Below are 25,434 nucleotides of genomic sequence, written 5' to 3'. Positions count from 1 at the left end.
GCATCTCCCTTCCTTTAATATTCCACGTCTTTGCCAAGGAATTTGAATTGAATTACCGAAATACCGGCGATAATAGCGGCCAGAATCAGAGACTGTGCTGCTGCCTTGCCAAATTCGAAATATTTAAATGCATTATTGAAAATAAGTAAGCCTACCATCGTGGTTGCATTGTCTGGTCCGCCGCCGGTCATCAGATACGCATTTTGGAATACCTGGAACGAACCGATCACACCTGTAACGAGCAAGAACAAGGTGGTTGGTTTCAAACAAGGAACAACAATATACCGCAGCTTTTGGAAAAAATTCGCTCCATCGAGTTCAGCTGCTTCATAATAGCTTCCATCAATGCCTAACAAAGCTGCAAGATAAATAATGATGCTCGTGCCATGACTGGACAACCAAGCCATCAAAACCAGCGAAAACATCGCGTAAGCACTGGATCCTAGCCAGTTATGGGTACCCAAGCCGAAAAACGAGGTGAGTTTGTTGAAAATACCTTCCGGCATCGGATCATAGATCCACAGCCAAACCACCGACAATGCCACGCCTGAAGCGACAGCAGGAAGATAATAGACCGCTTTAAATGCGGTTTGCATTCTTTTCTTAAACGGCAGGATCAGGATCGATACTGCAAAGGATAAGAAAAGAGATACTGGAACTGTTAACAGCGTATACACAATAGTATTTACTATTGCCTTCCAGAACAGAGAGTCTTTGAAGGTTTCTGTATAGTTATCAAATCCGATAAACGTTGAACCAACCGGCTTATATTCTTGAAAGCTTATAATCAAAGCACTAACAACCGGGTATGCGGTAAACATCAAGAAAATCAGGAGGGCTGCAGCGATAAAAGCATATCCCCAAATTGCATCACTATTGATCTTCCGCCGTTTGATCGGTTTAGCATATTCTGTCATATTTGCGAAACCCCTTTCATACTTGCATTTCACGAATATGGAAGGAAAGCCGTATGGAAGTCATACGGCTCTCCAACATATTTTCTGTCTAGAGGTTGTTCAAAAAGTCCGCTTTTGATCACGTTTTTCTAGTCTTTCACGACCCCGTCATCGCCAAAGGCTTGCACTGCCGCGGATTTGACCGCATCATACATCGCTTCCGGCGTAATTTCGCCAGCGATCAATGCTTGCAGTTTAGGGACGATGACTTCATCTTCAAGCTTGAGTGCTTTAGCGCCAAGGTCCGTTGGGATGTCAGGACGAGCAGGAACTGCATGCGTAAGCATACTTTCAATGGCTGCCTTGTTGTCCGGATCGCGGTCAACAGGCATGCTTTCAGCCGCTTTTCTGCTCGACTCTGTAATTTGTGCTACATACAGTTCATTGTTCGTCGTAGCTGCAACCTTACCACTGGACAGGAAGTTAGCTGCTTTAACCACATTAGCTTTGTGAGCTGCTGTTGGCTCTTTCGTGCCGCGGAAAGTTACGTAACCGTCAACGGCAACTCTTGTTTGTGCTTTAGCACCTGCAAAGGAAGGAACAGGAAGTACAATATACTCTACAGGAATGGATCCTTTAACCGCACTTGCATCCTTGTTTTTAAGCTTTTCGTTGTTCTCCTTTGCGTTTCTTTCAAAGCCTGCAAGCCCTTTACCCGTAATCATCGTTTGACCTGTCAGGAACATGTTCCAGCGTTTGCCTGCATCGATGGAGCTCAGTTCTTTCGGCATGGAACCGTCGTCGATCATCACGCGGATGTCTTTCAGCACTTCAAGGAAGTTTTTGCTTGTGTAAGTATATTTCAGATCTTGATTAAAAGCAGATGGCATGCCGGCGCTTTTCACCAGAATATCAAGGTAGTCTTTGGAAGTTACGCCAGCAGTTGCGAATACAAAACCATAACGGGATGTTTTGCCGTTTTCAGTCACAACGCCCTTTTTAATCGCTTCGCGGAACTCGTCGAAAGTCCAGCCTTCTTTTTGCACCTTTTTATAGTCAATGCCGGCTTTTTCCAAATATTCCTTGTTGCCGCCGATCGCATGAGCTTCCATGTATGCCGGGAAGCCGTACAGACCTTTGCCGTTTTTCATGTATTCAAGAGGAGCAGGGTCATAATCCTTGATCATATCATCTGTTGCCGTATCCGAAATATCCATGAGCAACCCTGAATCCACATATTTCGGAATACCGTCGGAAGGAATAAATGCGATATCCGGCGGACTGCCCGCATTGACCTGCGTATCCAGCTTTTGCGTCATGTCCTCCCAGCTGGCAGGCTCGATTTTGAGCGTCAGGTTCGGATATTTTTCATTGAATTCCTTCGCCATTTGGTCAAAATTGCTTTGGAAGTTCGCGGATACCGGCGGCAGGAGCGCCGTGATCGTATCTTTTGCATTCGGATCGTCCGCATTTTTGGTTTCAGCATCTTTGCTTCCGCTGCCGCAAGCGGACAAGGTCGTCAAAGCCATGCTGAGCGCAAACACGGATGCCAATACTCTCATTCTCTTTTTCATGAAAAACTAACCTCCTTGAAAATATAAATCGTTGTCAGACGACGTGATTAAAGTTTCGAATCGCCTTTTTCAAACTGCCTTCGGCCTTATTCAGTTCCGCTTCGGCGGATCCGGCATCCAGCCCGGTTTTGATCATCATGATCGCCAGCTTACAATTCATGGAAGCGCTTTCTAAATAGGCAGCAGCCGTAGCGTCATCGACCCCTGTTGCCGATTTGATGATGCGTACCGAGCGATCTTTGAGTTTAATGTTGCTCGCTTTCAAATCAACCATCAAATTGTTGTAGGTTTTACCTAGCTTCACCATAGTACAAGTGCTGAGCATATTCAAAACCAATTTCTGGGCTGAACCCGCTTTCAACCTTGTGGAACCCATGATGACCTCTGGCCCGACAACCGGTGCAATACAGATGTCACAGACTTTCTCTAGTTTGGACGGCTTGTTATTGACTACGCCGATCGTTGCCGCTCCGATCTCCCGGGCCCGTTCAAGCCCCGCGATTACGAATGCGGCGCTTCCGCTCGCCGTAATGCCGATCACCGCATCTTTGTCTGTAACTCCGCACCTCTCGATTAATGCAACCCCCTCCTCCGCACTATCTTCGAAACCTTCCACAGCAAGTCTCAGCGCTCCATCGCCCCCGGCGATATGACCTTGCACTAATGAAGGATCAGTGCCGAATGTCGGAGGACATTCGGATGCGTCCAGAACACCCAATCTGCCTGAGGTACCCGCACCAATATAAAACATTGTGCCGCCATTTTTAAGCACTTGATGCAGTACATCAACCGCTTTCGCAATTTGCGGAATTTCTGCTGCGACCGCGGCCGGGACCCTGGCATCTTGTTCGTTCATGAGACGAAGCATTTCTTCAGTGGTGCATTCATCAATCATCAGAGTCTGCTCATTGATCTCTTCCGTCGTCAGCCCCGCCAGATATTCATCCATTGCGATCCTCCTATCCATCATTCATTTCTGGGAAGTCGCAAAATCTCATAACGGCCCTGTCCACAATATATAGAAATTCATCAAATAACAAACACTACATAATGTGTATTGAAGCCGTGTTTTTGATATTTGCCAAATCCTCTTCTTGACTTCATATTAACGATTAATTTCATTTCGGTCAATAGTTTTTGAAATAATATTTTATACTAAAATAAATTATTGTTATTTATTTTTAGCTTGTACGACAAAAAAAAAGACATCGTCTCCGCGGAGGGATCGGATGTCTTGGTCCTGTTACCTATGTTTGCTCGCAATGATGTTATGGGTTTTGGTCAGGTATTTCTTTACGTTTTTATATTCCGCGCTGGCCACTCCGGCAAATAACATGTCGATGACCGTTAGCATGGCGATGCGCGAACCCATGGCTCCGCTGCGTATCGTTACCTCCGGCGTTGAAATATTCAGCACGATATTCGCCTTGTCAGCCAGTTCGCTTTTATTGTATTTGGTAATGGCGATGATAGTCGAACCGCTTTTCTTGGTAATCTCCAGCGACTCCAATATTTCTGTTGTTGTGCCCGAATTGGAAATAAAGACGGCAACATCCCCTTTTTCCAAAAGCGTAGCCGCAGTCAACATGCTGTGTCCGTCGGTATACGTATGGCACATTTTATTGATGCGTGAAAATTTCTGCTCTGCGTCGATACCTACAAGACCGGAAGCCCCGATGCCGAAAAAGACGATCCGGTTGCTCTTTCTCAGCGCCTGCACCGCCCGCTCCACTTCGTTTTTATCGATGACGCTAAACGTATCCTCGATCGATTTGATATTGTTTCTGGACGTATTGGAAATAATGACCGTCAGATCGTCTCCCGGCTGAATGTCGGTATACTGGTCCTTCTGTTCTTCCATGGAACCAAGCGAAGCCGAAATGCTGACGATAAAGCTGCGGTAGCCCGAATATCCCATCGTTTTGCAAAAACGCAGCACGGACGCATCGCTCGTTTTCGTAAGCTGCGCCAAATTTTTGATCGACAGATGCGGAATTTCCTCCAAATTTTGCAGGACGTATTCCGCCACCATTTTTTCGACCGGAGTCAAGCTGTCTTTCATTTCCCTGATTTTGATTAAAATATTATCGTGAATTGACATATGTATTCCTTCTCATCACAGTTTAATAGAAACCTATTACATCATAAATGCCCGGAATTGAAAAAACAAGAATCAAAAGAAAAAAGAAATAAAATTGACAATATTATGCATTTGAAATTAAATTTCAAAAATATTGTTCAATCTAAAATTTTAATTCTATTTTATATTACATGCGATAAAAATGCAATCAACCTGACATGCTTATGTTTCTTCATTTTATGGATTTTGTCAAAAATGTTACATGGCATCTTTCACAAGAAACATGCCGACGAGCTTTTCTAGTAATCATACTTAAAAAACGCAAAAGAATCTATCAAAGTTGGCAACCATGCTTACGAATCTTTTTCGCCCATGGATGCCTGCCGTTTCCGTATGCCCTTGCCTGTCATATGATAGCATGTCACAAGGGAAGGAGGGAGGAAATGGAAGCATATTATAATTGTATGCATTGCATGAACCGCAAGGTGCGCATTTTAACGAGAGACGGCAAGGTATACGAAGGAAAAATCGTTAAGGTGGACAGAAACAATGTTTATTTGGAAACAGATGGCCGCCGTGCCGTCACAACCTCGGCATTTGTGCCTTACGGTTACGGTTTTGCACGCCGGAATCAAATTTTGACGTTAAGCTTGTTCACGCTGCTTGCGATTGCTTTAATTTGACCCTGCCCGTGGAACCCCTACACCGCTTCATTTTGCCCAACTAAAGATTAAACGATTAATTGAACATCGAGATATCATATTGATCATCAAAAGAAAAGTGCGAGCCCGGGAGGCCGCACTTTTTTCTATTAAATGAATGATACCGGCTGCCCGGTTTTCGCGGATTCGTTTGCGGCCAGCGTAACCTCCAGCGTTCGCAGCGCTTCGGCGTATGGAGCCAAGATCAAGCTGCGGTCCCCTGTTTTCACGGCCTGGATGAAAGCATCGTCCTGGGACTGATAGAAATCCCCTTTGCCGCGGAAAATGGTGGTCTGTTCCGATTCCATGATTGTCAAATCCGCATCTTCCAGCGTCAGCCGGAAATCGCGTCCCATAATCTCCAGCGAAGCCCGGCTGTCCGGCTGCGGGAAAAATCCGGTGTCGATATGGCCAAGCGCTCCGGAATCAAACACCAAATTCACCGATGCCGCATCCGGGGTCGTAATGCCGGGAATGTCGCCGCTGAGCAGCAGGGCCATGTCTGCCGATACCCTCCTGACGTCCCCGGCCAAATACAGCATCAAATCCAAGTTATGCGTCGTCTGCTCCACAAGCTGGCCCCCGGATTTGGCATGATCTACCCACCATGGATTTGGAGGCAGGCTTCCGAATCGGTACGCACGGACCATGGCGATTTCTTTTCCTTGCAAATACCGCTTCGCCCGCTGCACCGATTCCATGTATCTCAAGCAGTAGCCCGAACCTGAAATGATCCCCGACCGCTCCAGCGCTTCCGCCTTTTTTCGGACCTCTTCCATATCCAGGCCAAGCGGTTTTTCAACCAATAGATGAATGCCGCGCTCGGCGGCCTTTTCTTCCATATCCCCATGGGCAAACGGCGGGACGCATAGAAACAAGGCATCCAGCTTTTCCTGCTTCAGCATCTCATCATAACTTGTGTAGGCCGCTGCCCCATACTTACTCGCCGCTGATTCGCAAGCTCCAGACGCAACGTCGCAGACTGCCGCCAGTTCGGCATGCTCATTCTTCTGAATTCGCTTCATGTGCTCCGCTGCAATAATGCCTGCTCCAACAATACCAATTCGTATCATATACTAGATATCCTCGCTTTCTTCTTTGTTAATACGGGTTTTTCCCCATAATGACATCCAAATGGCGGGATGTATCAAAAATCAGCTGATCCGGGAAGCTCGCATAGGGTTCCAACTCGGCCGTCAGGCTGCCTTGATAGCTGATATCGCTCAGCGCCAATCGGACATTCAGCCAATCCACGTCGCCGGACAAAAGCGGCACGAAGCCGTGATAGTTCCCTACCCCGGTTCGGAAATCCTTTACATGAACGCTGCGAATCCGTTTTCCCAGCGTACGTATCCAATGTTCGGGTTTGCCGTAGGCAAGCGTGTTGCCTACATCGAAATAAGCGCCGACAAGACTCGATTCGAATTGATCGATATAACGCGCCATTTCCAGCGGGCTCCACAAAAACTGATTCCATACATTTTCGATCGCGATGCAAAGGCCCGTACCGTCGATTTCGTCGATCAATGGCTGCAGGGCCATCTGCGACCTTTCCCATATATCCTCATAGGTTACATCCGCTTCGATGCGCCCAGGGACGACAAGGATGGTATCCGCTTCCATCTCAAGCGCCAATTCGATTTGCTTGCGCACGGATTCCACGCCCAGCCTGCGGATATCTTTGTCGGGCGAGCTGAGCGGGTATCGGCCCAGCATTTCCGTAGATAGACTGGTTACTGTAAGTCCGTAGCTTCGCACTAGACGGGCCAGAGCCTTGGCTTCTTCAAGCGTCGTATCCATCGTCAGCCCAATGCCTCCGGGTGCATACAGATTCAGCTCAATTGTTTCGAAACCCGCGGCCGAGCTCGTGCGCAGCACTTTACTGAGCGGCGTCCCCGCCGGAAAACACCATTGATTAATTCCCTTTTTCATCGTAAACCTCCTTCAAATTTTAAATTTTATTTTCGCGCGGGTAGTCTGATAGACAAGAATGCAAAGCCCGATTCGGGCTTTGCATCTGCCTTTAGTTACTTTAAGTTTGCAGACCACTTTTCGGCACGCACCTGCAGATCGTCCAGGAACTTCTGAATATCCGGCGCATCTCCGGTGGCCGCTTTGCTGATGAAACCGTTTACGGCAGGCACGATATCACTCATATAAAAAGGATTTGCTTCATCCATCAGCTCAGAATGGCCCACATCGGCGATTTCAAGCGCCTTTTTGACGTATTTGTCCTCAGGCGGCACGAAATCGGCATTTTTGAGCGTTGGCGTTTGGGCAAAATTTTCATACATATATTTTTGCGTCATCGGGCTCGTCAGGAACTTGATGACCTCCCAGGAAGCTTTAACGTCTTTCGCGTTTTTCGCCATAATAAACGGATCGACGGCAACCCAGCCTTCGCCTTTTGGCCCCATATTCAGTACGGGCTCGAAGCGGTCAAGCAGATCCTTGTTCTTTTTGCTTTGAAATTCGTTCATGGTCGAACCGCCTGATGAATCAAGCGCAATCGCGATATTGTTTTTATCAAGCCCGAAGTTCTCGCTGCCTTGTGCATTGACGAATCCCGCAGGCGGCAGTTTGGCTGCTTCCTTCAGCCACTCCATGACCTTAACCATCTCCGGCGTATTCAGATGCCATTTGATGCTTTTGACGTCCTTTAAAGTGCCTTCCGCCCCCTTCGCCCCAAAAGCCAGCGTCAATGCGACAAAGGTTGAGCCGTTGAGCGAGTTCCCGCTCCAGTATAAGCCGTAATTGTCTTCACCCGTCTTCGGATTTTTCCCCGTCATTTTTTTTGCTTTTTCCAAAATCTCTTGCGGGGCAGCCTTGGCGGACAAAGGTTCGACTCCCCAGTCTTCAAACAGCTTTTTGTCGTAAATGGTCATTCTGCGCCCAAGCGCGACCGGAATGCCGAACTGCTTGGTTCCATCCGGGGATTTGGTGCTGTAAGAATTATTCATGATGCCGGATAAAAAAATGCTCGGGTCAAAGCTTTTGTCCTCCTTGATCAAATCGTCCAGATCGCGAAGCAGCCCCTCTTGGTACCATTGGGAAGCGAAAGCCCCGCCCGTGTACAACACATCCGCATCGCCGGAGAGCAGCATGGCCGATTGTTTCGCTTTTACGTTCTCCCATGGAATTTGATACAGCTCGAGCTTGATATTCGGATACATTTTATTAAAAGTTTGTTTCAGATATTCATTCAGCCCTACCGTCGGATTCCCTGTCTGCGTATTGATCCCGTCATCCAGCTGCCAGCCCGCCAGCGCCACCCGAACCGATCCTTCCATATCGGAGACCTTCTTGATCTCCACACCGCCAGTCACATCCGTGTCCGAACCGCCCGAGCAAGCGGCAAGCGACAATACAAGCACGCAGGACAACATTAGCAAAACCAGCTTCTTCATGGATCCTTCCCCCTTTAATGTCAATTTGGAATTCACTTCTTTCATGCGGCTGACATGAAGAGTAACGCTGCTTACTGCTTGATTCCCGACAAAGCAATGCTTTCGATAATGTAACGCTGCAAAAACATATATACGACAACGACCGGAATCAAGCTCACAGTCGTAGCAGCCATAATGATGGAAGGCTGTTTGTCGATGCCGTTGTTATAAGTGAACATGGCCAGACCGATTTGGATCGTATACTTGGTCGCTTTTTTGAGAATCAACAGCGGCCACAGCAGTTCGTTCCATACGCCAAGAAAAAGCAAAATGACCATCGTGGCGATAATCGGCGTACAAAGCGGCAGATACACCCGGCTGAATACGGACACTTCCTTCGCTCCATCCAGAATAGCCGCCTCGCGCAACGAACCGGGAAGCTGATCGAAAAAGGCTTTGGCCAGGAAGGTTCCAAACGCATAATTGAGGGCAGGCAGGTAGAAAGCCAAGTAGTTATCGACAAGCCCGAGCTTGCTGAACAGCATGTACTGGGGGATCATGGTCATTTCGAACGGAATCATCATCGTGCTCAATGCGAGCAGCAGTACAATGTTCGCTCCCTTGAACCGCAGCTTCGACAGCGCATAACCGGACAGAAGCGCAGACAAGGCGCTGATGATAATGACACCGGCGCTAACGATGATCGAATTGCTGATGTAACGGAACATTTTGATGCTGGTAAATGCCGCCCCAAAGGTTTTGACGGAAGGTTCTTCAGGCCATAACCTAGGCGGAAAATTAATGTGAAGCCGGGCGGCCCAGTCAAAGCTGGTCACAAGCATCCACAGAAACGGAACGATCATGACAAAGGATCCGAGGAAAAGCACGACAGTCAAAATCCATTGATTCAGCGATATTTTCTTGCGTCGGTGCGGCAGCTTGGCACTTGCGGTGTTCATTCTATCGACCTCCTTACTCAGGTTGGATCCATTTCCAATACTCTACAATCGCCAATATTAGTCAAAGCTGTCTTTACGCCGATTCAAAAGCATTAGCACTGCCGTCAGCACAAAAATGATCACGAACAGCAAATAAGAAGCCGCCGTCGCCATCCCCATCTGTGAAGCGAGAAAGGCGTTCCGGTAAATATAAAGGACAACCGTCATCAAACTGCCGCCGGGATTTCCCGCCGTTCCGCCGATCAGCCACACATCCGTAAACCGCTTCATGCCGCCGATGGTGCCCATAATGAGCATAAACACAAAAATCGGACGCAGATATGGAATCGTGATATTCAGCCACTTGCGGTAGCTCCCCGCCCCATCGACTTCCGCCGCCTCATACAGATCTCGCGGAACACTTTGCAGGCCGGCAAGGAAAATGATCGTATTATAACCCAGAGCCCCCCATAAGCTCATCAAAACGATGCTGTATCTGGAAACATGCGGATTCGTAAACCATTCTACCGGCTCGATCCCGAACAACCCGATAACAAAGTTAAGGAGCCCTTCCCTGGAAGGAAAAAACAGAAACGAAAACAACAATGTTGTCGCAACACCCGATACGACATTCGGCAGGAAAAACACGGCTTTGAAAAAGTTTTTGCCCATACCCCAGTTCAAATTGTTGATTAAACTCGCCAGCACAAACGACAGCACGATGCCAAGCAGTACGGACCAGACTCCGATAAAAAACGTGTTTGTAAGCGCTTGCCAAAATAAAGAGTCCGATAACACATATGAATAATTGCTAACCCCCACCCATTTGCCGGTGATAGACAGACCTGATGTTTGATGAAAACTCATGATCAAGGCAGCGATCATCGGATAGACGGCAAACGCGAGTACTCCGATGATCAAAGGCGCACTGAATAGATAACCCATCCAGTCATTACGGCTAAACCTTTTTTTACGTCTGATCGTCCCTCCCGAATTTGTATCCGCTTTCAGTTTTGCATAAAATGCCACTCTGTTCTCCTCCTCCCGACAGCAGCGCTATCTTCAAAAGTTAAGCCATCTGTAACTTGTGAAGTATTTTTGTAAATATGTATGTGCAGTCGTGTTGATTATGTGAATTTTTTTGGGTCTCTTCCTTGGCAAAATAATTGATAGAAACAAAAAAGAGCCTGTGTGCAGGCTCCCAGGCTATCGAGAACGTTCTCGACAGCTATTTTATATCCAATTCGTTCACTACACCGTAGACTTGAAATACAATATGATTACAGATGTCAATTAACCCTCAGTAATGTTCTTAGCTTCGGACCGCCCCGAAAGAGTTTTTTTTGCGCTTATGATTCATTATTGGCAGGTCGATGTTCCAGCCACTCCTGAAACTGATCCAGTGTGCGAACGTCATCGTTCAGAACGGCGGTGTAAATATCGTAGCTCCGCACGGTTTTACCGTATTCAGCGCGCTCCGCCCAAATACTCTTGATTCGGAGTATGGATTCACGCCGCTGCGGCGTGAGCTGTTCAGGCATGGTCTTCAAATGCCCAAGATCCGGTTGCCTGTCCGGTTCATCGACGAACCAGATATCCAGCTTCCATTCCTTCCCTTGCAGTGACTTGTATTTCAGTCCAAGGTACAATCCGTCAGGATAGGTTGGATCCATATTCCACATGCCGGTATCATTCATAAATTTCAGCTCCCGCACACCCGCATGAAGCATCAATTCGGAAGCGATTTGGGCTGCTACTCTCTTATCAAGCCGGGGACATATCACGGTAACGTCCAAATCCCGCCAGACCATCAGCCCTAGAGCTGAACTGCCCACCCGGACTGGTTCACCCGCTCGGCTCAGCAGATCCATAAGTTTTAGCTCTTCTGCTACCTCCCCTGCCTCGGCCTGCAGTGCTTTCTGTCTCACCAAAAGCTCGTCATCCAATATTTTTACGCCTCCTAACGTGTTCGTTTCAAACGACATATTAACATATTACTGCGGTTTGTCCCATCCTTTTAACTGCCCGATGAGATAATCCCTGCCCCTTACCAGAGTTCTGAAGTCCCTTCAATGAGAGAAACCCTGTTCTTTTTCAAAGGAACAGGGTTTCTCGACAATCTGAGGGCCTGTATACAGGCTCCTTTTCCATATTATTGCTTCGGCTGGCCATGGTTTATGGCAAGAGTGATGATCATGACGACAAGCGTCAGCAACGCGATTAACTGATCAACGGTCATACCGTCCGCCTCCCCTGATCTCAGGATGGCTCTTACATCGGACGGTTTCTTACTCCCATGAATGGCCGACTTTCGTTTCCCCGTTTAATACCTATTCGCTCCGGTCGGAAGTTATGCTTGCTGCTCCCCTAAAAACGTTTTGACCTTGCCGATATAAGTCTCTTTATCCGTGTATGAATGAAAAAGCCTGCTGACGACGACCGAGGTATCGCCGAAGAAGAAACGTTCATACAGCGTCTGCCGACCGCCAAAGCCGCTTATGCTAAGGTCCCAAGCAAGCCGGAACAAAGCCGTTTTCGCGAACGCGTCCACTCCGCCGCCCCGGAGGTATTTATCCAATTCGGGTTTTACCGCACTTTCAAAGTCCAGCTTCGACGGAATCATGATGACCGCGCTGCTGCCAAGAAGCTGGATAATCTCCATCATTCGCGGATAAACCTTAGGGAAAATGAGGTTTGCCGTCCACAACGGACGCCGGTCCGGAATCATGCTCCCGAAACGATCCGGGGCCGCGCCGGCCTCCGCAGCGATCAGCAGCGATTTTAACGTTTCGAGCTGGGCGATGACCTCCGTCACTTTTTCGATCGCTGCCGGATGCGAGGAGCGGTCCAGCGATTCCATGATGTACAATATGACGCCCAGCGTAAATTCCGTTTTTGCGATATATCTGCAGATTACCTGATGAGCGCTGTGAACATGATAGTTGCTTTCCGCGAATAGGCGCATGGATAAACGGTCGTCGCCCAAAATAAATACCCGGTCCCAAGGCACCAATACATGGTCAAAAAGAACAAGGGTATCCATTTCATCAAACCTGGAGCTTAACGGGTAATCATATTCCGAATCTCCTAAAGCCAGGTTTTCCCTGCAAATCCAGCGGATTCCCGGCAGATTGTTGGGTACGGCGAACGCGAAGGTTCGTGGATTATTCTCTTCCGGCAAGTAAGCCGATGCGGGTGGGTACACCAAAATTTCATCGGTCGTCACCCCTTGGGTAGCCAACAAAAATGCGCCGGTGACCACAATTCCGTCCTTATTTTGCTCAACAACCCGCGCGGCGCAGCTTTCGATGCTGCCATCTTCCAGGAGTTCATCAAACCGGCTTGCATGCGGCTGCACGAAAGCATGGGATAACGAAATATCATGTTCCCGGCAGTATTCGTAATATTTCCGCATATTGTCCGCAAACCTTGGGTCCTTTTCGCCAAGCAAATCCGCTGCGGAATAAAACGCCATGAGTCCCGTATTCATGTAATCCGGCGAGCGCCCGAGCAGACCGTGATGTTTCTCTCCCCAAAGCATCATCATCTCCCTGCGTTTCGCCAAATCTTCCTTGGTCTTGGGCTGTAAAAACGATAATCCGACCGGATCGCCGGTGGTTGGCGATGGATACGTCATACGATCTTTGAAATCGGGGTGGTTCTGCATATCGTACAGCTCCGCCTGGGTAGACATGAGTCCACGAAAAGCAGGATGTTCCGAAAGCCTCCCGCCAACTTCTTCTCCACGAAACCAAACGCTCGGTTTGGCAAGATCGATACGGTCGATGAACTGCTTTCCGTTTTTTGCCGGCACAGGCGAGGCCCTCCTTTGAATTCATATTCTACTCATCCTATTCAAGTGGATAATGATTAGTTTGGGGTACAGCCCTATCAAGTATATCTTGTTTCCTATGAAGTGCATTGATGCCGCCAAATGTTGTACAATAGAACACATATGTATTTCCATATTGAAAAATTGCATAGAAGGATGGATTAAACAATGTATGTAGCCCGTGACTGGCAAGATTACGAATTAATGGATACGGGATCAGGTGAGAAGCTGGAACGCTGGGGAGACGTCATTCTCCGCAGACCGGATCCGCAAATCATTTGGCCGATTAAAAACGAAAACGCAAAATGGCGCGAGGTTCACGGCCATTATCATAGAAGCTCGTCCGGCGGAGGCCAGTGGGATTTGAAAAAAAAGCTCCCCGATCGTTGGACCATATCTTATGATCAGCTCAAATTTTATATCCGCCCGACCAATTTCAAACATACGGGACTGTTCCCGGAACAGGCTGCCAACTGGCGCTGGATGATGGACAAAATCGCTGCGGCCAAACGGCCGATCAAAGTGCTCAATTTATTTGCATATACCGGTGGAGCGACAGTGGCCGCGGCATATGCCGGCGCCGAAGTCGTCCATGTCGACGCCGCCAAAGGCATGGTGCAATGGGCCAAGGAAAATTTGCAGCTGTCGGGTATCGGCGACCGTCCGGTCCGGTTCATCACCGATGACGTTTTCAAATTCGTCCAGCGCGAACAGCGTAGAGGCAATCGTTATGATGCCATCATCATGGACCCGCCTTCCTATGGACGCGGACCCGGCGGGGAAATGTGGAAGCTGGAGCAAAGCCTGTATCCATTCGTTGAAAGCTGCATGTCCATCATGTCCGATCAGCCGCTGTTTATGCTGATTAACTCCTATACGACAGGCATTTCTCCAACCGTGCTCCATAATATATTGTCCATGACTGCCGGACAGCGTTATGGCGGCAAAATATCTTGCGGAGAACTGGGGCTTCCGATCACTGCTTCCGGACTGCATCTGCCTTGCGGAATTCTGGGCCGCTGGGAGTCGTAACAAGCCATGAGTCATGAATCGGTTTCCCAAATACCCGTTATTTACGAGGACAACCATCTGCTTGGAATTGTAAAGCCTGTCAATATTCCAACCCAAGCGGATGTTTCAGGAGATCCGGATCTCCTGACTCTGCTGAAGGATGATATCAAAGAACGTTACAATAAGCCAGGCAACGTCTATCTGGGCCTGGTCCACAGATTGGACCGGCCTGTCGGCGGAGCCATGATTTTCGCCAAAACGTCCAAGGCCGCTTCCCGCTTGTCGGAAGCCGTCCGCAGCCGCAGCTTCAGCAAAGTCTATGCAGCCGTCGTTCATGGACAGCTGCCGGCAGCGCGGGGAACGCTTAAGGACATGCTTCTGAAGGATTCGAAAACCAACACGGTTTCGGTCGTAGGCCGCGGAACCCCCGGTGCGAAGGAAGCCGTGCTCGATTATGAAGTTCTCGGTACCGGCGGCTCTTTCAGCCTCGTTAAGATCGTGCTTCATACGGGAAGATCCCATCAGATCCGCGTACAAATGAATCACGCGGGCTGCCCTTTATACGGTGATCAGAAGTATGGAAGCCGTGTCAATAAACCCGGGCAGCAAATTGCCCTTTGGTCCGTTACGGTAGGTTTCCCGCATCCGGTAACCAAAGAGGATGTCGTGCTAAACTCCCTTCCTCCATCCGAATTTCCATGGAACCAATGGGAGGATACGGTTCTGAGCCGATTGCTGTAACTCGGCTGGTGTGTCCGATCCGCTTATCGGTGCATAGCATTGCGCGCCGTTAGAGAAGGCTAGTGAAACCCGGCATGCATTCGCCAAGGTCAACCCGCGCTCCGTTAGGTGAAGATTTGCACCGCGTAAATCATCCCGCATGTTGGCGGGCAATCATTGAAGAAGCCATTCCCGGATGAGGTGGTATACCAAATCGTGAGATGGCTTCTTTTTTTTGCGCGCATGCGCGTTAAGGGATGTTCCAAAATGGGCTTTGATTTTCTAACGGACACAGCGGCCGCTATAAAGGCCAATTTCGGACATTTTGATTTCTAACGGACACAGATGCAGTTATTTGGTGGAAATCCCCACTTTCACCCCTGCTTTGGAGCAATTAAGGACTGTGGTGTCCGTTAGAAATTAAAAACCGCCATTTAAAGCGATTTAACGTCCATGGTGTCCGTTAGAATCCACCGGTCCCTGTCGATCCCATTGAATCGTTTGAATCCTTCGAATCCAATTGAATTCTACAACCTAAAAAGCAGCACGGGAAATATCCCATGCTGCTGCACCGTCACAAACGAGATGCGTTCCATACAAACTTTTAAACCCTCGCCCCACTTCATATAATCACAATCTTCATTATTTTAGCTGCTTGCGCAGAATCAACATCTGGTTTGCATTCCGCTGAAAATGATATGGTACGGCCTTAAGCTCAGCCCCCCACCCTTTGCTATCGGCAAACGAGATGAGAGGATCCAAATGCTCAGATTGCCTGCCGCTTTGATCCACCAAGGGAAAAATCCGAATCTCCTGCCTGGTTACGCGAAACAGCTCACGCAAAGTGTTCAAATGGAATTCGCCATCCAGACGGTCGGAATACGTAAACAAAAAATGGGCCGACAACGTCAGATCAAACTGTTCCGCCGCAAACGGGAGCACGGGAAGCGTCGCCGGGACATATCTGTCCGGATGAAGCTCCATATCCTCCACGCAATCCCGCAATGCCCTGCCGCGCTCATCGCGAAGATCTTCCACATTTTCAAACTCCGCCCAAAGATACCGGTCTTGTTCCAATCCGACATGTTCCATCGCATGGCCGATGTCCTGAAGCCCCTTCATCGCCAGCTTATCATAATCATGATAGTAAGCAATATCCGCAGCCGTCACTTGACAGCCCCGCTTGCCGGCATGAGCCGTAAACGAACAAGCTCCCGCCGGGCAATCCAATATGCTCCGCCCTTCAAGCGCTTGCTCATCCAGATCGAACATACGCATATACTCCTCAAATGTTCTGCCGATAAAGACGATCCGGTCCAACCTTGTTTCCGACGAAGGTATCTCGTTATTTAGCTGTTTCCGCTTCATTTCTCCGCTTTCCTCATCTCTTCCCATCTCAGCTCTGCTCATCTCTTCTCATCTCACCTTTCGGCATGTGATAAACGCGAGGTTCAAAGTCTGCGTAAGAAGATATTAGCTTATTCAAAATGATAAGTCCAGAAACGTTCCGTGCTGAAGCGGGCTTTAACGGCTTCATCGTTTTCCGTATAGTTTCCGAGCATGTCCTCCCAGCGGAATTGGGAGCTGTGCGCCCTGATCGAACCGAACTTGTTAGGAAGGTAGTCTTTTACGTCCACCAACACATCCGGTTTGCCGAGAATTTTCTCGCAGCCTTTCGAGAAGGCGATGCAGTTCACGACCGGCCGCTCTTCCTTCGGCATCGCGGATACGGTACGAATCACGGCCGCGCCTGTGGCGTCATGATCCGGATGGACGCTGTAGCCCGGATAAAATGTAATAATGAGCGACGGTTTCAGTTCGTCGATCAAATTCCGCAGCATGCCGTCCAGCATATGTTGATCTTCAAATTCGATCGTTTTGTCATGCAGCCCCATCAAACGTACATCCTGAATGCCGATCGACCGGCAGGACTCCGCAAGTTCCTTCCGCCGCAATTCCGGCAAGGTCACCCGATTAGCCATCAGCGGCTTGCCCATATTCCGCGCCATTTCCCCGAGCGTCAGGCACGCGTAGGTCACCTGGGCACCTTCATGGATCCGTTTGGCCAAAGTTCCCGAAGTTCCGAATGATTCATCATCCGGATGCGGAAATACGACCAGTATATGATTTTTCATGTCTATTCACCCTTTCTATGCTGTGCCCGCTTATGTTTCAAAATTAGAACGGCTCCTTGCCCAACTGCAGCGCAACAACCAATTTTCCTTCGCTGTCATGCCCGGCCATGATAAGGCGTTCGGTTTCATTTTCGTCAAAATGCGTAAGTCCCTGCGAATAAATCCAGCCCTCTTCCAATTTCAGGCCGACGCGATAAGGCCCAAAACCGGCAATCGAACCCTGGCTGTAGCGGACAACTCCGTTTTTGATGAACGTGGACGCCGTAAATTTGGATTCATCATGATGCGAGGCATAAGCGCCAGTCGTCATTTCAAGATGTATATAAAGATTCTGATCCTTTAGTTTGTCAATAAGCTCCTGAACCTTTTGCGGGTTAATTAGCTGCAAACCGTTCCCCTCCGTTTCGATGTTGGGCGCGATCAAGAAAAAATAGACCAATTTGATTGTATTAGCAGCCATTTTCCTGATCGCGCCTGTCTAGCTGGAAAGACCGAATCTCTAAAAATCGGTTTCGGCCGTTCCGGATCGAGGCAATTTATGATGTGCCAAACTGCAACATATTTAATTATAATTCAAAGCACTCCATTTTCACAAACCTCTATTCGTATATTTTATCATTGAATATTTTGATAAGGGGGCCATAGAACGTAAAATAACCCCCTAGGATTATGTTAATGGATATAAAGTTACCCTTTTGATTGAGTTTTATATTGCGCGAAGGAGGGCAACTGAAAAAGGATCTGCCTGGCGGTAGTTTTCTACCTTTCCAACAGATCCTTTGTTCGGTTTGCAGCTTATTGTGATCTTATTATGATTTCATCGTACTGAGATTTAATTTTTCAGGCCCTTCATCGGCTGTTGCTCGAATGTATGGAATGTCCCTTTCGGATTGACGAGCGCGGTAACGGTCGGCTGCCCATGCTTCGTGAACGTATAGCGATCGAGCTGTATCGCTACCTTCGCCCCTTCAAATAATGTACTCCTAAAATGCGCCAAACCTATAGTGTCTTATTTGTCTTCTTTTGGCATTGGCAATGGTACTTTCCAATCCAGGTCGTAGCTTTTTCTTGCCAATTCTGAAGTAAGACTGAGCTTTTGAGGAAGTTCTTTCATTTCATAACTTTGCAATTTCATTCGGATATGGTTTCTGCCTTGTTCATCCTTTCCGATCATTTTAAAATCTCCGCCTGTTACATCGTATATTTTGCCCTTTTCATCCTTGATAGTCCAACCAAAACGATTAATAATTTTATTTGTATCATCATCCATTAAAATCGTATCCGCTATATTAATATATGATATATCCTTTAAATAAGCTTCCAGTAAAATAGTAGCGTGCTTCTCATTCTTTGGAGATGCTTCATTTAATGGTTCGTCAAAGGTTACTGACTTGATCTCAATCGTTTTGCCATCCTTATCTACTCTTACGGGTTTTTCGGCAAGCTGTTTTGGCTCAAATGATACGCCCAGCTCATACGGTTCTGTTTTTTCTAAAGAATCCAATACCAGCATATACTGATGATCAGGAGACAGTGGGGCAAATCCATAACTCCGATTAGAATGACCGTGTTCTCCCACGGCCTTGCTTGGATTATCAAGCGCCCTAGTTAAATCATTTACTTTTTCTCCTTTTTCATTTTCAACATGAAAATTCAGTTTAAAATCATCATAGCGAACATAAGGATCGGCTGAATCTACTTTTCCTTTCACTTGTTTGCTTTCCTCTACTAATCTTTTCTGTGCCTCTTCCGTCCATTTCGTTTCATAATCCACACGAGCAGCAGTCGGTGATTGCATAATGCTGTTTAGATTAATTTGCAGTCCCTGTGGTGTGGTATACGTCTTATCGATTGCCAGCACCTGAGAAGCCTTCGTTGTTTTTTCTAAATCAAAAGGAATCTTTAAGGCCCAATTTCCTTTAACAGAGTCGATCTGATTTCCCTCGAACTGTAATACAAGCTTCCGCTCTTCTGTTTCCCCGGGTTTTTTTAGAGTGAGATATCCGTAATTTTCTTGCTTTTCTAACTGATATATTTTAGTTTCTTTAATGACCTTCCCTTTCAAATCTGTTACCTCTACGTTACTTATGTGAAACTTATCCGGATGAATAAAGTTATTTTGCTGATCCTTGATCGAATAAACGGCCACAATTCTCATTGGATCCGCCAATATCTCCTCTATTTCAAGAGTATAGCCCCGATCGGTAACAGAAGCATTTACCTTCTGTGAAAAACCCTTCTGTGCTGCATATTGCAGTTCTTTATCAGAACCATCAAATAACGATTTAACATAGTCCGCAAAGGTAGGACTCACTGAAATCGTTAAAAGCAAAACGCAGCTAATGGAGACGGGAAGTACCCAAGTTCCTAGTAGACGCGACCTTTTTCTTTTATAGGCTGCAGGCATCGCAAAATTAGGCTGATCCAATTCTCCAGCTACCTTTTTTAGAGTTTGTGTAATCTGGTTGTCAAGATTAGTCATGCATGATCACTCCTATCTCGGTAATTACCTGAGTTTCTTTCTTAACTTGTATCTTTTCAGCAATTAACTTTCTGGCCTTATGTAGCCTTGATTTTACCGTTCCCTCAAACACACCCAGAATTTTTGCAATTTCAGCTATACTAAACTCTTCATAATAGTAAAGAATAACTACAGAGCGATGCTTCGGCGTCATCAACTGAATCGCTCGCCAAATCTGTTGCTCTTTCTCCTTTTGAAGAATACTCTCCAATGGGTTTTGCCCAGGGTCAATAGAGTCCATATATTCTTCCGTTTTTTTCTTTCTACGCACCATATTAAGTGCACGATGCGTCACAATTTTCATAAACCAAGCTCGAAACGATGTCCCTTTTCGTTTATCATATCGATAAAGTGATTGATACGCTTCCCATAGTGCTTCTTGAACGGCATCCTGAGCTAGATGGTAATCATGGACGATCAAAAAAGCGACTCGAAACGCGCTAGTTAAGTGAGGTTGAACAAGTGTTTCAAAATCAACTGAACCTCCTTCCTTGGATATTGGAAAATGCCGGCTTTCTTTCACTTCAAAGACCTCCTCGTTTTTTCCTTACACTTCTTATTCACCAGTTCCCGTGTTTTGGTTCATAAAAAGAGGAAAAAACTTTTCCCTCACTCGGGTGAACTGCTACTTGAGACCGATTCCCGGGATCCATGCCGGGGATGAAGCTAAAGCGGAAAGGAAATCATAAGATTCGTTGGGCGATTTTATCCGAGAGGAGCGTATGCATATTGAAGTACGAACTTGGCCGTTGCCTGCTGGAAGAAAGGCTTCAGGAAGCAGGAATGCCGCTGGAACGGCTGGCGCAGGAACTGCGGGTGAGACGGGAGCGGCTGGACGACTTTATCGACAATAAAAGAGTGATGTCTCTTAAGTACGCAATTTCGATCGCCGATACGCTTCGGTGCGAGGTGCGCAGCTTGTACGAATTAATGCCTTCCGATGAACACCGTTAGTTTAGCGGATGGGTAACAGAAAGTAATTTTCCACAAAATAAGGCCTGAAGTTAGCGACTATAAGTAATGCATCGCCGCCTAATGATTGGCGGTTTTTCTTTTGACCAATAACCAACAATCAAGGATAACAAAACCTAAGTCCTGCCCGTTAACATAGCGAAGGCGGCCGGATCTTTTCCGGTCGCCTACATTGTGTAGTATAACATATAGTTCCATCTACTTTGCCCTTGGTGACAGCGACGCTGGTACTACCCCTTTTAAACCGATATCGGTCAGCAAGTTTTTAGTCGGCTAATTCCTTGCCTTTGGTTTCCGTTCCGAGGAACAGGACGCCTAAAGCACCAATACAAATGATCGCAAAAAACATCATAAAAATTGTATTGATATGGATATGGTTTTGCACCATATAACCTACAAGGAAAGGAGCAATGACTCCGCCAATCCGTCCGACTGAAGTAGCCAGGCCAACTCCCGTTGAGCGAACCGAGGTGGGATAAAGTTCCGGTGTATATGCATATAAGCCGCCCCATGCACCCAGATTAAAAAACGAAAGGCAGATACCCGCCGCCATCAGCATGCCCGCCGATTCGGCGCTGCCGAACCAGGCCGCGCTCGCCGCAGTCAGGATCAAATACGTGATCATCACGAATTTTCTGCCGAATTTCTCGATAAAATACGCCGCCGTAAAATAACCCGGAAGCTGCGCCAGCGTCATGATCAACACATATTCAAAACTTTTGATCAAGCTGAAACCCTTCATCGTCATGACAGACGGAAGCCAAAGAAACATGCCGTAATAAGAAAACACTACAGTGAACCACAATATCCACAACATCAGCGTAGTGCGGCTGTGTTTGCGCGTCCATATCGATCCCAGTTTGCTTGCAAAAGACGCTCGGGCCATTGACTTCCCGCTCTGATAGAGAGGTGAATCGTCAATCGCACGCCGCAAATATAAAGCATATAGCGCCGGAAGCGCTCCGATCACAAACGCGATTTGCCAGCCGTAGGCCGGAATCAGAAAATACGAGATAAGGGCTGCAACCAGCCAACCGCCGGCCCAGAAGCTTTCTAGCAGGACAACCGCGCGTCCGCGCTGGTTTGCCGGCATGCTCTCGGAAACAAGCGTCGATGCGACCGGCAGTTCGCCGCCAAGTCCGATTCCCGCAATAAAGCGCAGCAAGCAAAGAACCCAGAAGCTCGAAGCCAAGGCGGATAGTCCACTGGCGATCGAAAAAATGAGCAATGTCCACAGCAGCACTTTTTTGCGGCCAAATCGGTCAGCCAAATAACCGGCGCAAGCCGCGCCGAATACCATCCCTACCGAGTTCATGCTCGTCAGGATGCCGACATCCTGCGGGGACAACTTCCATTCCAAGCTTAATGCCGTAACGATAAAAGAGATGATGCCGACATCCATCGCATCAAAAAGCCAGCTGAAGCCGGCACTGAAAAGCAGTTTTCTCGTTTTGGGATTTTTCAAAATCGTTGCATCGTTCATCTGGCTGTCTTCCTCTACGTTTATTCTATTGCGCCTATACTTATGGCACCATGGTTAGTTTGCCCAATAAATAAATCAGGAGCTGCTGGTTATGCGCGGAAATGCGCGATAAAATACCTGCAAGAAAGGCGTCGCGGATTTGCAAGCCGCGTTCCACCTCTTGGCGTCCTCTCTTCGAAATGGATACCCATACGATCCGGCGATCGTTTGCATCACGTTCACGTTCGATCAGCTCGTTTTTCTCCATCCGGTCCAGGAGCATCGTTACCGCAGCCGGACTGGTCGCCAAAAGCGGCGTCAATTCGGAGGGTTTCATCCGTTCATGCTCCCCGAGCACCTCGAGTACCACAAGCTGGGCTTCAGTAAGCGCAGGAGCCAGTTCATTCTCCATATGTATCTTGTAATCTTTGCTCAGTTTAGACCATATTTTTGCAAATTCGGAAGTCTGCACGGGTTATACCTTCCTTTCGCCAGCAATCTTTTACAGGATTAATTTTCGCCTATTTCGAGCCAATTCCTTCCTCGCAGCAAAAAAAATTATATTCGAGAATTTTGCAAAAAGCGAGCTTTAATAAGGCAAACATAGCTCAAAACGGTTAAGTTTGTCTATATATTGTTTTTTTGGAGAGTACGGAATCGAATTTTGCAAAATCCTGAAAAAAAGCATCTCCGCCCGGAAGGGCGAAGATACTTTTTTTCGAGCCATTTCACAAAAATATGACGGGAAAAATCAAGATGTTTCCGGGTGTTCCAGCAGCATCGAAATTTCGTCTTTTTTCTCCAGATGAACAAGCAGTTTTCCTGTCGATTTGCGTTCCATGATCGGGGCCTGTTCGGAACTGAACGAATAACTTTGGCCATCGCGGCTGATTGCGGTAATTTCGATCGGCTCGCGGCAGTAGAAGGCCCCGGCTATCCGGCTGCCATTCGGCTTCACCCGTTTGCCTTCCTTAAACTCGAAGGTTTGAAGGCCTTTGCCTCCCCGACTCTGCGGCTGATAATCCGCAAGCAAGGAACGCTTCCCATAACCGAGATCGGTTAGCGTCAGAATCTCTCCTTCATCTTCTTCAACCCATAATGCAGACACCACTTCATCGTCTTCACGCAGCTGAATGCCTTTTACGCCGGCCGATACGCGGCCCATGGCGTTGACCTCCTGCTCTCTGAAACGGATGCTCATGCCATCCTTGCTGACAAGCAAAATATCCTTGGTTCCGTCGCTGAGCGCAACCTTGATAATTTCATCATTTGCACCGACCTTGCAGGCAGCTACCGCCCCGGAGCGGTTGGTGACATATTCTTTTAATTCGGTACGCTTCACTTGGCCCTTTTTGGTGATGAAAACAAGCGAGCGGTCCGGTTCTTCGAAATTCGTCACCGGAATCACATCCACGATGATATCTTCCTTGGACATGTTGATCACGTTGACGATCGCAGTCCCGGGATCCTTCCACTTAAATTCCGGAATCTGATGCACCGGTAGCAGGAAATATTGTCCCTTTTGCGTAAAGATCAACAGATTATCGAGCGTGTTAATCTCGTATACCTTGGAGATAAAGTCGCCTTCCTTCACGCCCGAGCTGCCCAATTCTCCTCCGGATCTTGTAAAGGACAGCATGCTTGTCCGCTTGATGTATCCGTCATTGGACAAGGTTACAAGCACATCCTCGGAGCTGACCATAACCTCAAGATTGACCTTGATTTCTTCCACTTCTTCCTGGATCGAACTTCTGCGGTCAATGCCGTATTTATCGCGGATTTCAAGCAATTCCTTGCGGATCAGGGCAATCAGCTTTTTATCGCTTTGAAGGATCGCACGCAATGTGTCGATCTTCTTCAGCAGTTCTCCCAGCTCTTTTTGCAGCGTTGTAATCTCCAGATTCGTCAAACGGTACAATTGAAGCGTCAGGATCGAATCCGCTTGCCGTTCCGTAAATCCGAACATCCATTGCAAATTGTTTTGCGCGTCCTGACGATTCTTCGACGCTTTAATCGCCGCGATCACTTCGTCCAGAATGTTCAGTGCCTTGACCAGACCCTCGAGCACATGGGCGCGGTCTTCAGCCTTTTCCAACTCAAAACGGGTACGATTGGACACCACTTCGCGTTGATGTTCGATGTATGCCTCCAGCATGGCTTTCAATCCAAGCTGCTGCGGCGCCTTATTGACAATGGATACCATGTTGAAGTTATAGGTAACCTGAAGATCCGTCTTTTTCAACAGATATGCCAAAATGCCTTGGGCATCCGCTTCCTTCTTGATTTCAACGACGATGCGCAAACCGTCGCGTCCGCTTTCATCCCGAACCTCCGCGATGCCGTCAATCTTCTTCTCAAGACGGATGCTTTCCATTTGGCTGACCAGCCGGGATTTGACGACCTGATAAGGGATTTCACTAATGACGATTTGCTGTTTTCCGCCGCGCAAAAACTCTATCTCGGTTTTGGAGCGCAGATAGATACGGCCCTTACCTGTACGGTAGGCCTCTTTGATGCCCTCTTCGCCCATAATCATACCGCCGGTTGGAAAATCCGGCCCTTTGATAAAGGTCATGATTTCATCCAGCTCAATTTCCGGCTTTTGCATCACGGCCACGCAGGCATCGATGACTTCGCGCAGATTATGCGGCGGGATTTCCGTTGCAAACCCTGCCGATATCCCGCTGACGCCATTTACGAGCAAGTTCGGATAACGGGATGGAAGCACTACCGGCTCCTTGGCCGTATTGTCAAAGTTGTCTTTGAATTGGACGGTCCGTTTATCGATATCCCGCAGCATTTCCATCGCGATCGGCGATAAGCGCGCTTCGGTATAACGCATGGCCGCCGGCGGGTCATCATCGATAGACCCCCAGTTGCCGTGGCCGTCGACGAGCACATGCCCCATTTTCCACGGCTGGGCCATTCTCACCATCCCGTCGTAGATGGAACTGTCTCCATGCGGGTGATAGTTGCCCATGACGTCGCCGACGGTTTTGGCGGATTTGCGGTAGCCTTTATCCGGCGTATTGCCCGATTCGTACATGGCGTACAAAATACGCCGCTGCACGGGCTTCAACCCGTCGCGAACGTCGGGAATGGCGCGGTCCTGAATAATATATTTGGAATACCGGCCGAAGCGGTCTCCAACGACCTCTTCCAGATAAGCCGGCAGAAATTGTTCTGATAAACTCATCGATTCACCT

24 protein-coding genes are annotated in these 25,434 nt (G+C 47.9%); 4 read left to right on the top strand and 20 right to left on the bottom strand.

Annotation, left to right across the window (positions count from 1 at the left end; translation table 11 throughout):
* Positions 1-14: 14 nt before the first annotated feature.
* The 4 genes from L6442_RS12775 to L6442_RS12760 all read right to left on the bottom strand — a co-directional run bounded on the left by L6442_RS12775 (position 15) and on the right by L6442_RS12760 (position 4,571).
* Positions 15-917 (bottom strand): carbohydrate ABC transporter permease, encoded by a 903-nt coding sequence (locus L6442_RS12775; RefSeq protein WP_194232115.1) that lies wholly within the window; start codon positions 915-917, stop codon positions 15-17.
* Between the two features lie 128 nt (positions 918-1,045).
* Complete coding sequence (locus L6442_RS12770) at positions 1,046-2,470, bottom strand: ABC transporter substrate-binding protein (RefSeq protein WP_212977235.1); 1,425 nt, start codon at positions 2,468-2,470, stop codon at positions 1,046-1,048.
* Between the two features lie 34 nt (positions 2,471-2,504).
* A complete protein-coding gene (gene murQ / locus L6442_RS12765; protein WP_212977234.1) occupies positions 2,505-3,419 on the bottom strand; it encodes an N-acetylmuramic acid 6-phosphate etherase in 915 nt (304 codons plus the stop codon).
* Positions 3,420-3,713: 294 nt separating this feature from the next.
* A complete protein-coding gene (locus L6442_RS12760; RefSeq protein WP_212977233.1) occupies positions 3,714-4,571 on the bottom strand; it encodes a MurR/RpiR family transcriptional regulator in 858 nt (285 codons plus the stop codon).
* A 422-nt stretch (positions 4,572-4,993) separates the two neighbouring features.
* On the opposite strand from L6442_RS12760, the gene L6442_RS12755 reads away from it, so the two are divergent.
* Positions 4,994-5,233 carry an LSm family protein gene (locus tag L6442_RS12755; protein ID WP_212977232.1) on the top strand — a complete coding sequence of 80 codons (240 nt, stop codon included), beginning with the start codon at positions 4,994-4,996 and terminating at the stop codon, positions 5,231-5,233.
* Between the two features lie 128 nt (positions 5,234-5,361).
* Here the strand turns inward: L6442_RS12755 and L6442_RS12750 are convergent, their stop codons facing one another.
* From L6442_RS12750 to hpaB, 7 genes are all read right to left on the bottom strand, one after another.
* Positions 5,362-6,324 (bottom strand): Gfo/Idh/MocA family protein, encoded by a 963-nt coding sequence (locus tag L6442_RS12750; RefSeq protein ID WP_212977231.1) that lies wholly within the window; start codon positions 6,322-6,324, stop codon positions 5,362-5,364.
* Positions 6,325-6,352: 28 nt separating this feature from the next.
* Entirely contained in the window at positions 6,353-7,183 is an 831-nt protein-coding gene (locus L6442_RS12745; protein ID WP_212977230.1) for a sugar phosphate isomerase/epimerase family protein, read from the bottom strand.
* Between the two features lie 95 nt (positions 7,184-7,278).
* Entirely contained in the window at positions 7,279-8,658 is a 1,380-nt protein-coding gene (locus tag L6442_RS12740; protein ID WP_212977229.1) for an ABC transporter substrate-binding protein, read from the bottom strand.
* A 71-nt stretch (positions 8,659-8,729) separates the two neighbouring features.
* Positions 8,730-9,596 (bottom strand): carbohydrate ABC transporter permease, encoded by an 867-nt coding sequence (locus L6442_RS12735; RefSeq protein WP_194232123.1) that lies wholly within the window; start codon positions 9,594-9,596, stop codon positions 8,730-8,732.
* A gap of 57 nt (positions 9,597-9,653) precedes the next feature.
* Positions 9,654-10,520: a carbohydrate ABC transporter permease gene (locus tag L6442_RS12730; protein ID WP_212977442.1), complete on the bottom strand. Its 867-nt coding sequence runs from the start codon at positions 10,518-10,520 to the stop codon at positions 9,654-9,656.
* A 404-nt stretch (positions 10,521-10,924) separates the two neighbouring features.
* A complete protein-coding gene (locus L6442_RS12725; protein WP_237100293.1) occupies positions 10,925-11,521 on the bottom strand; it encodes a hypothetical protein in 597 nt (198 codons plus the stop codon).
* Positions 11,522-11,925: 404 nt separating this feature from the next.
* A complete protein-coding gene (gene hpaB, locus L6442_RS12720; protein ID WP_212977228.1) occupies positions 11,926-13,389 on the bottom strand; it encodes a 4-hydroxyphenylacetate 3-monooxygenase, oxygenase component in 1,464 nt (487 codons plus the stop codon).
* A gap of 186 nt (positions 13,390-13,575) precedes the next feature.
* Here hpaB and L6442_RS12715 point away from each other — a divergent pair, with 186 nt between their 5' ends.
* On the top strand, positions 13,576-14,439 hold the full coding sequence (locus L6442_RS12715; protein WP_212977227.1) for a class I SAM-dependent methyltransferase: 864 nt from the start codon (positions 13,576-13,578) through the stop codon (positions 14,437-14,439).
* Positions 14,440-14,445: 6 nt separating this feature from the next.
* Complete coding sequence (locus tag L6442_RS12710) at positions 14,446-15,159, top strand: RluA family pseudouridine synthase (protein WP_212977226.1); 714 nt, start codon at positions 14,446-14,448, stop codon at positions 15,157-15,159.
* Between the two features lie 621 nt (positions 15,160-15,780).
* Here L6442_RS12710 and L6442_RS12705 read toward each other — a convergent pair.
* From L6442_RS12705 to L6442_RS12680, 6 genes are all read right to left on the bottom strand, one after another.
* Positions 15,781-16,506 carry a class I SAM-dependent methyltransferase gene (locus tag L6442_RS12705; protein WP_212977440.1) on the bottom strand — a complete coding sequence of 242 codons (726 nt, stop codon included), beginning with the start codon at positions 16,504-16,506 and terminating at the stop codon, positions 15,781-15,783.
* Positions 16,507-16,616: 110 nt separating this feature from the next.
* A complete protein-coding gene (gene bshB2, locus L6442_RS12700) occupies positions 16,617-17,273 on the bottom strand; it encodes a bacillithiol biosynthesis deacetylase BshB2 (protein ID WP_212977225.1) in 657 nt (218 codons plus the stop codon).
* A 43-nt stretch (positions 17,274-17,316) separates the two neighbouring features.
* Positions 17,317-17,661 (bottom strand): YojF family protein, encoded by a 345-nt coding sequence (locus tag L6442_RS12695; RefSeq protein ID WP_194232128.1) that lies wholly within the window; start codon positions 17,659-17,661, stop codon positions 17,317-17,319.
* Between the two features lie 444 nt (positions 17,662-18,105).
* Positions 18,106-18,270, bottom strand: a complete 165-nt coding sequence (locus L6442_RS12690; protein WP_237100292.1) for a hypothetical protein — start codon at positions 18,268-18,270, stop codon at positions 18,106-18,108.
* Between the two features lie 12 nt (positions 18,271-18,282).
* Positions 18,283-19,755: a DUF4179 domain-containing protein gene (locus tag L6442_RS12685; protein WP_212977224.1), complete on the bottom strand. Its 1,473-nt coding sequence runs from the start codon at positions 19,753-19,755 to the stop codon at positions 18,283-18,285.
* The gene (locus L6442_RS12680) at positions 19,748-20,317 is read right to left on the bottom strand and encodes an RNA polymerase sigma factor (protein ID WP_194232130.1); all 570 of its coding nucleotides are present in this window, start codon (positions 20,315-20,317) and stop codon (positions 19,748-19,750) included. The genes L6442_RS12685 and L6442_RS12680 overlap by 8 nt, the downstream gene beginning before the upstream one ends.
* Positions 20,318-20,523: 206 nt before the next feature.
* On the opposite strand from L6442_RS12680, the gene L6442_RS12675 reads away from it, so the two are divergent.
* Positions 20,524-20,748: a helix-turn-helix domain-containing protein gene (locus L6442_RS12675; protein ID WP_212977223.1), complete on the top strand. Its 225-nt coding sequence runs from the start codon at positions 20,524-20,526 to the stop codon at positions 20,746-20,748.
* A 283-nt stretch (positions 20,749-21,031) separates the two neighbouring features.
* Here L6442_RS12675 and L6442_RS12670 read toward each other — a convergent pair whose 3' ends face one another.
* The 3 genes from L6442_RS12670 to gyrA form a co-directional block, all read right to left on the bottom strand.
* Positions 21,032-22,249 carry an MFS transporter gene (locus L6442_RS12670; protein ID WP_212977222.1) on the bottom strand — a complete coding sequence of 406 codons (1,218 nt, stop codon included), beginning with the start codon at positions 22,247-22,249 and terminating at the stop codon, positions 21,032-21,034.
* 40 nt (positions 22,250-22,289) lie between these two features.
* On the bottom strand, positions 22,290-22,700 hold the full coding sequence (locus L6442_RS12665) for a MarR family transcriptional regulator (RefSeq protein ID WP_194232133.1): 411 nt from the start codon (positions 22,698-22,700) through the stop codon (positions 22,290-22,292).
* Between the two features lie 279 nt (positions 22,701-22,979).
* On the bottom strand, positions 22,980-25,424 hold the full coding sequence (gene gyrA, locus L6442_RS12660; protein WP_212977221.1) for a DNA gyrase subunit A: 2,445 nt from the start codon (positions 25,422-25,424) through the stop codon (positions 22,980-22,982).
* Positions 25,425-25,434: the final 10 nt, after the last annotated feature.

This window comes from Paenibacillus azoreducens (assembly GCF_021654775.1).
GTDB lineage: Bacteria > Bacillota > Bacilli > Paenibacillales > Paenibacillaceae > Paenibacillus_AQ > Paenibacillus_AQ azoreducens.
This window is presented reverse-complemented; position numbering and strand designations above follow the sequence as displayed.

Excerpts from the sequence above, each read along its gene's own strand:
- bshB2 (WP_212977225.1), bottom strand. The coding sequence starts at position 17,273 with ATGAAAAATCATATACTGGTCGTATTTCCGCATCCGGATGATGAATCA.
- gyrA (WP_212977221.1), bottom strand. The coding sequence starts at position 25,424 with ATGAGTTTATCAGAACAATTTCTGCCGGCTTATCTGGAAGAGGTCGTT.
- L6442_RS12775 (WP_194232115.1), bottom strand. The coding sequence starts at position 917 with ATGACAGAATATGCTAAACCGATCAAACGGCGGAAGATCAATAGTGAT.
- L6442_RS12670 (WP_212977222.1), bottom strand. The coding sequence starts at position 22,249 with ATGAACGATGCAACGATTTTGAAAAATCCCAAAACGAGAAAACTGCTT.
- L6442_RS12755 (WP_212977232.1), top strand. The coding sequence starts at position 4,994 with ATGGAAGCATATTATAATTGTATGCATTGCATGAACCGCAAGGTGCGC.
- L6442_RS12750 (WP_212977231.1), bottom strand. The coding sequence starts at position 6,324 with ATGATACGAATTGGTATTGTTGGAGCAGGCATTATTGCAGCGGAGCAC.
- L6442_RS12760 (WP_212977233.1), bottom strand. The coding sequence starts at position 4,571 with ATGTCAATTCACGATAATATTTTAATCAAAATCAGGGAAATGAAAGAC.
- L6442_RS12740 (WP_212977229.1), bottom strand. The coding sequence starts at position 8,658 with ATGAAGAAGCTGGTTTTGCTAATGTTGTCCTGCGTGCTTGTATTGTCG.
- L6442_RS12715 (WP_212977227.1), top strand. The coding sequence starts at position 13,576 with ATGTATGTAGCCCGTGACTGGCAAGATTACGAATTAATGGATACGGGA.
- L6442_RS12710 (WP_212977226.1), top strand. The coding sequence starts at position 14,446 with ATGAGTCATGAATCGGTTTCCCAAATACCCGTTATTTACGAGGACAAC.
- L6442_RS12770 (WP_212977235.1), bottom strand. The coding sequence starts at position 2,470 with ATGAAAAAGAGAATGAGAGTATTGGCATCCGTGTTTGCGCTCAGCATG.
- L6442_RS12730 (WP_212977442.1), bottom strand. The coding sequence starts at position 10,520 with ATGGGTTATCTATTCAGTGCGCCTTTGATCATCGGAGTACTCGCGTTT.
- L6442_RS12705 (WP_212977440.1), bottom strand. The coding sequence starts at position 16,506 with ATGAAGCGGAAACAGCTAAATAACGAGATACCTTCGTCGGAAACAAGG.
- L6442_RS12685 (WP_212977224.1), bottom strand. The coding sequence starts at position 19,755 with ATGACTAATCTTGACAACCAGATTACACAAACTCTAAAAAAGGTAGCT.
- L6442_RS12745 (WP_212977230.1), bottom strand. The coding sequence starts at position 7,183 with ATGAAAAAGGGAATTAATCAATGGTGTTTTCCGGCGGGGACGCCGCTC.
- murQ (WP_212977234.1), bottom strand. The coding sequence starts at position 3,419 with ATGGATGAATATCTGGCGGGGCTGACGACGGAAGAGATCAATGAGCAG.
- L6442_RS12735 (WP_194232123.1), bottom strand. The coding sequence starts at position 9,596 with ATGAACACCGCAAGTGCCAAGCTGCCGCACCGACGCAAGAAAATATCG.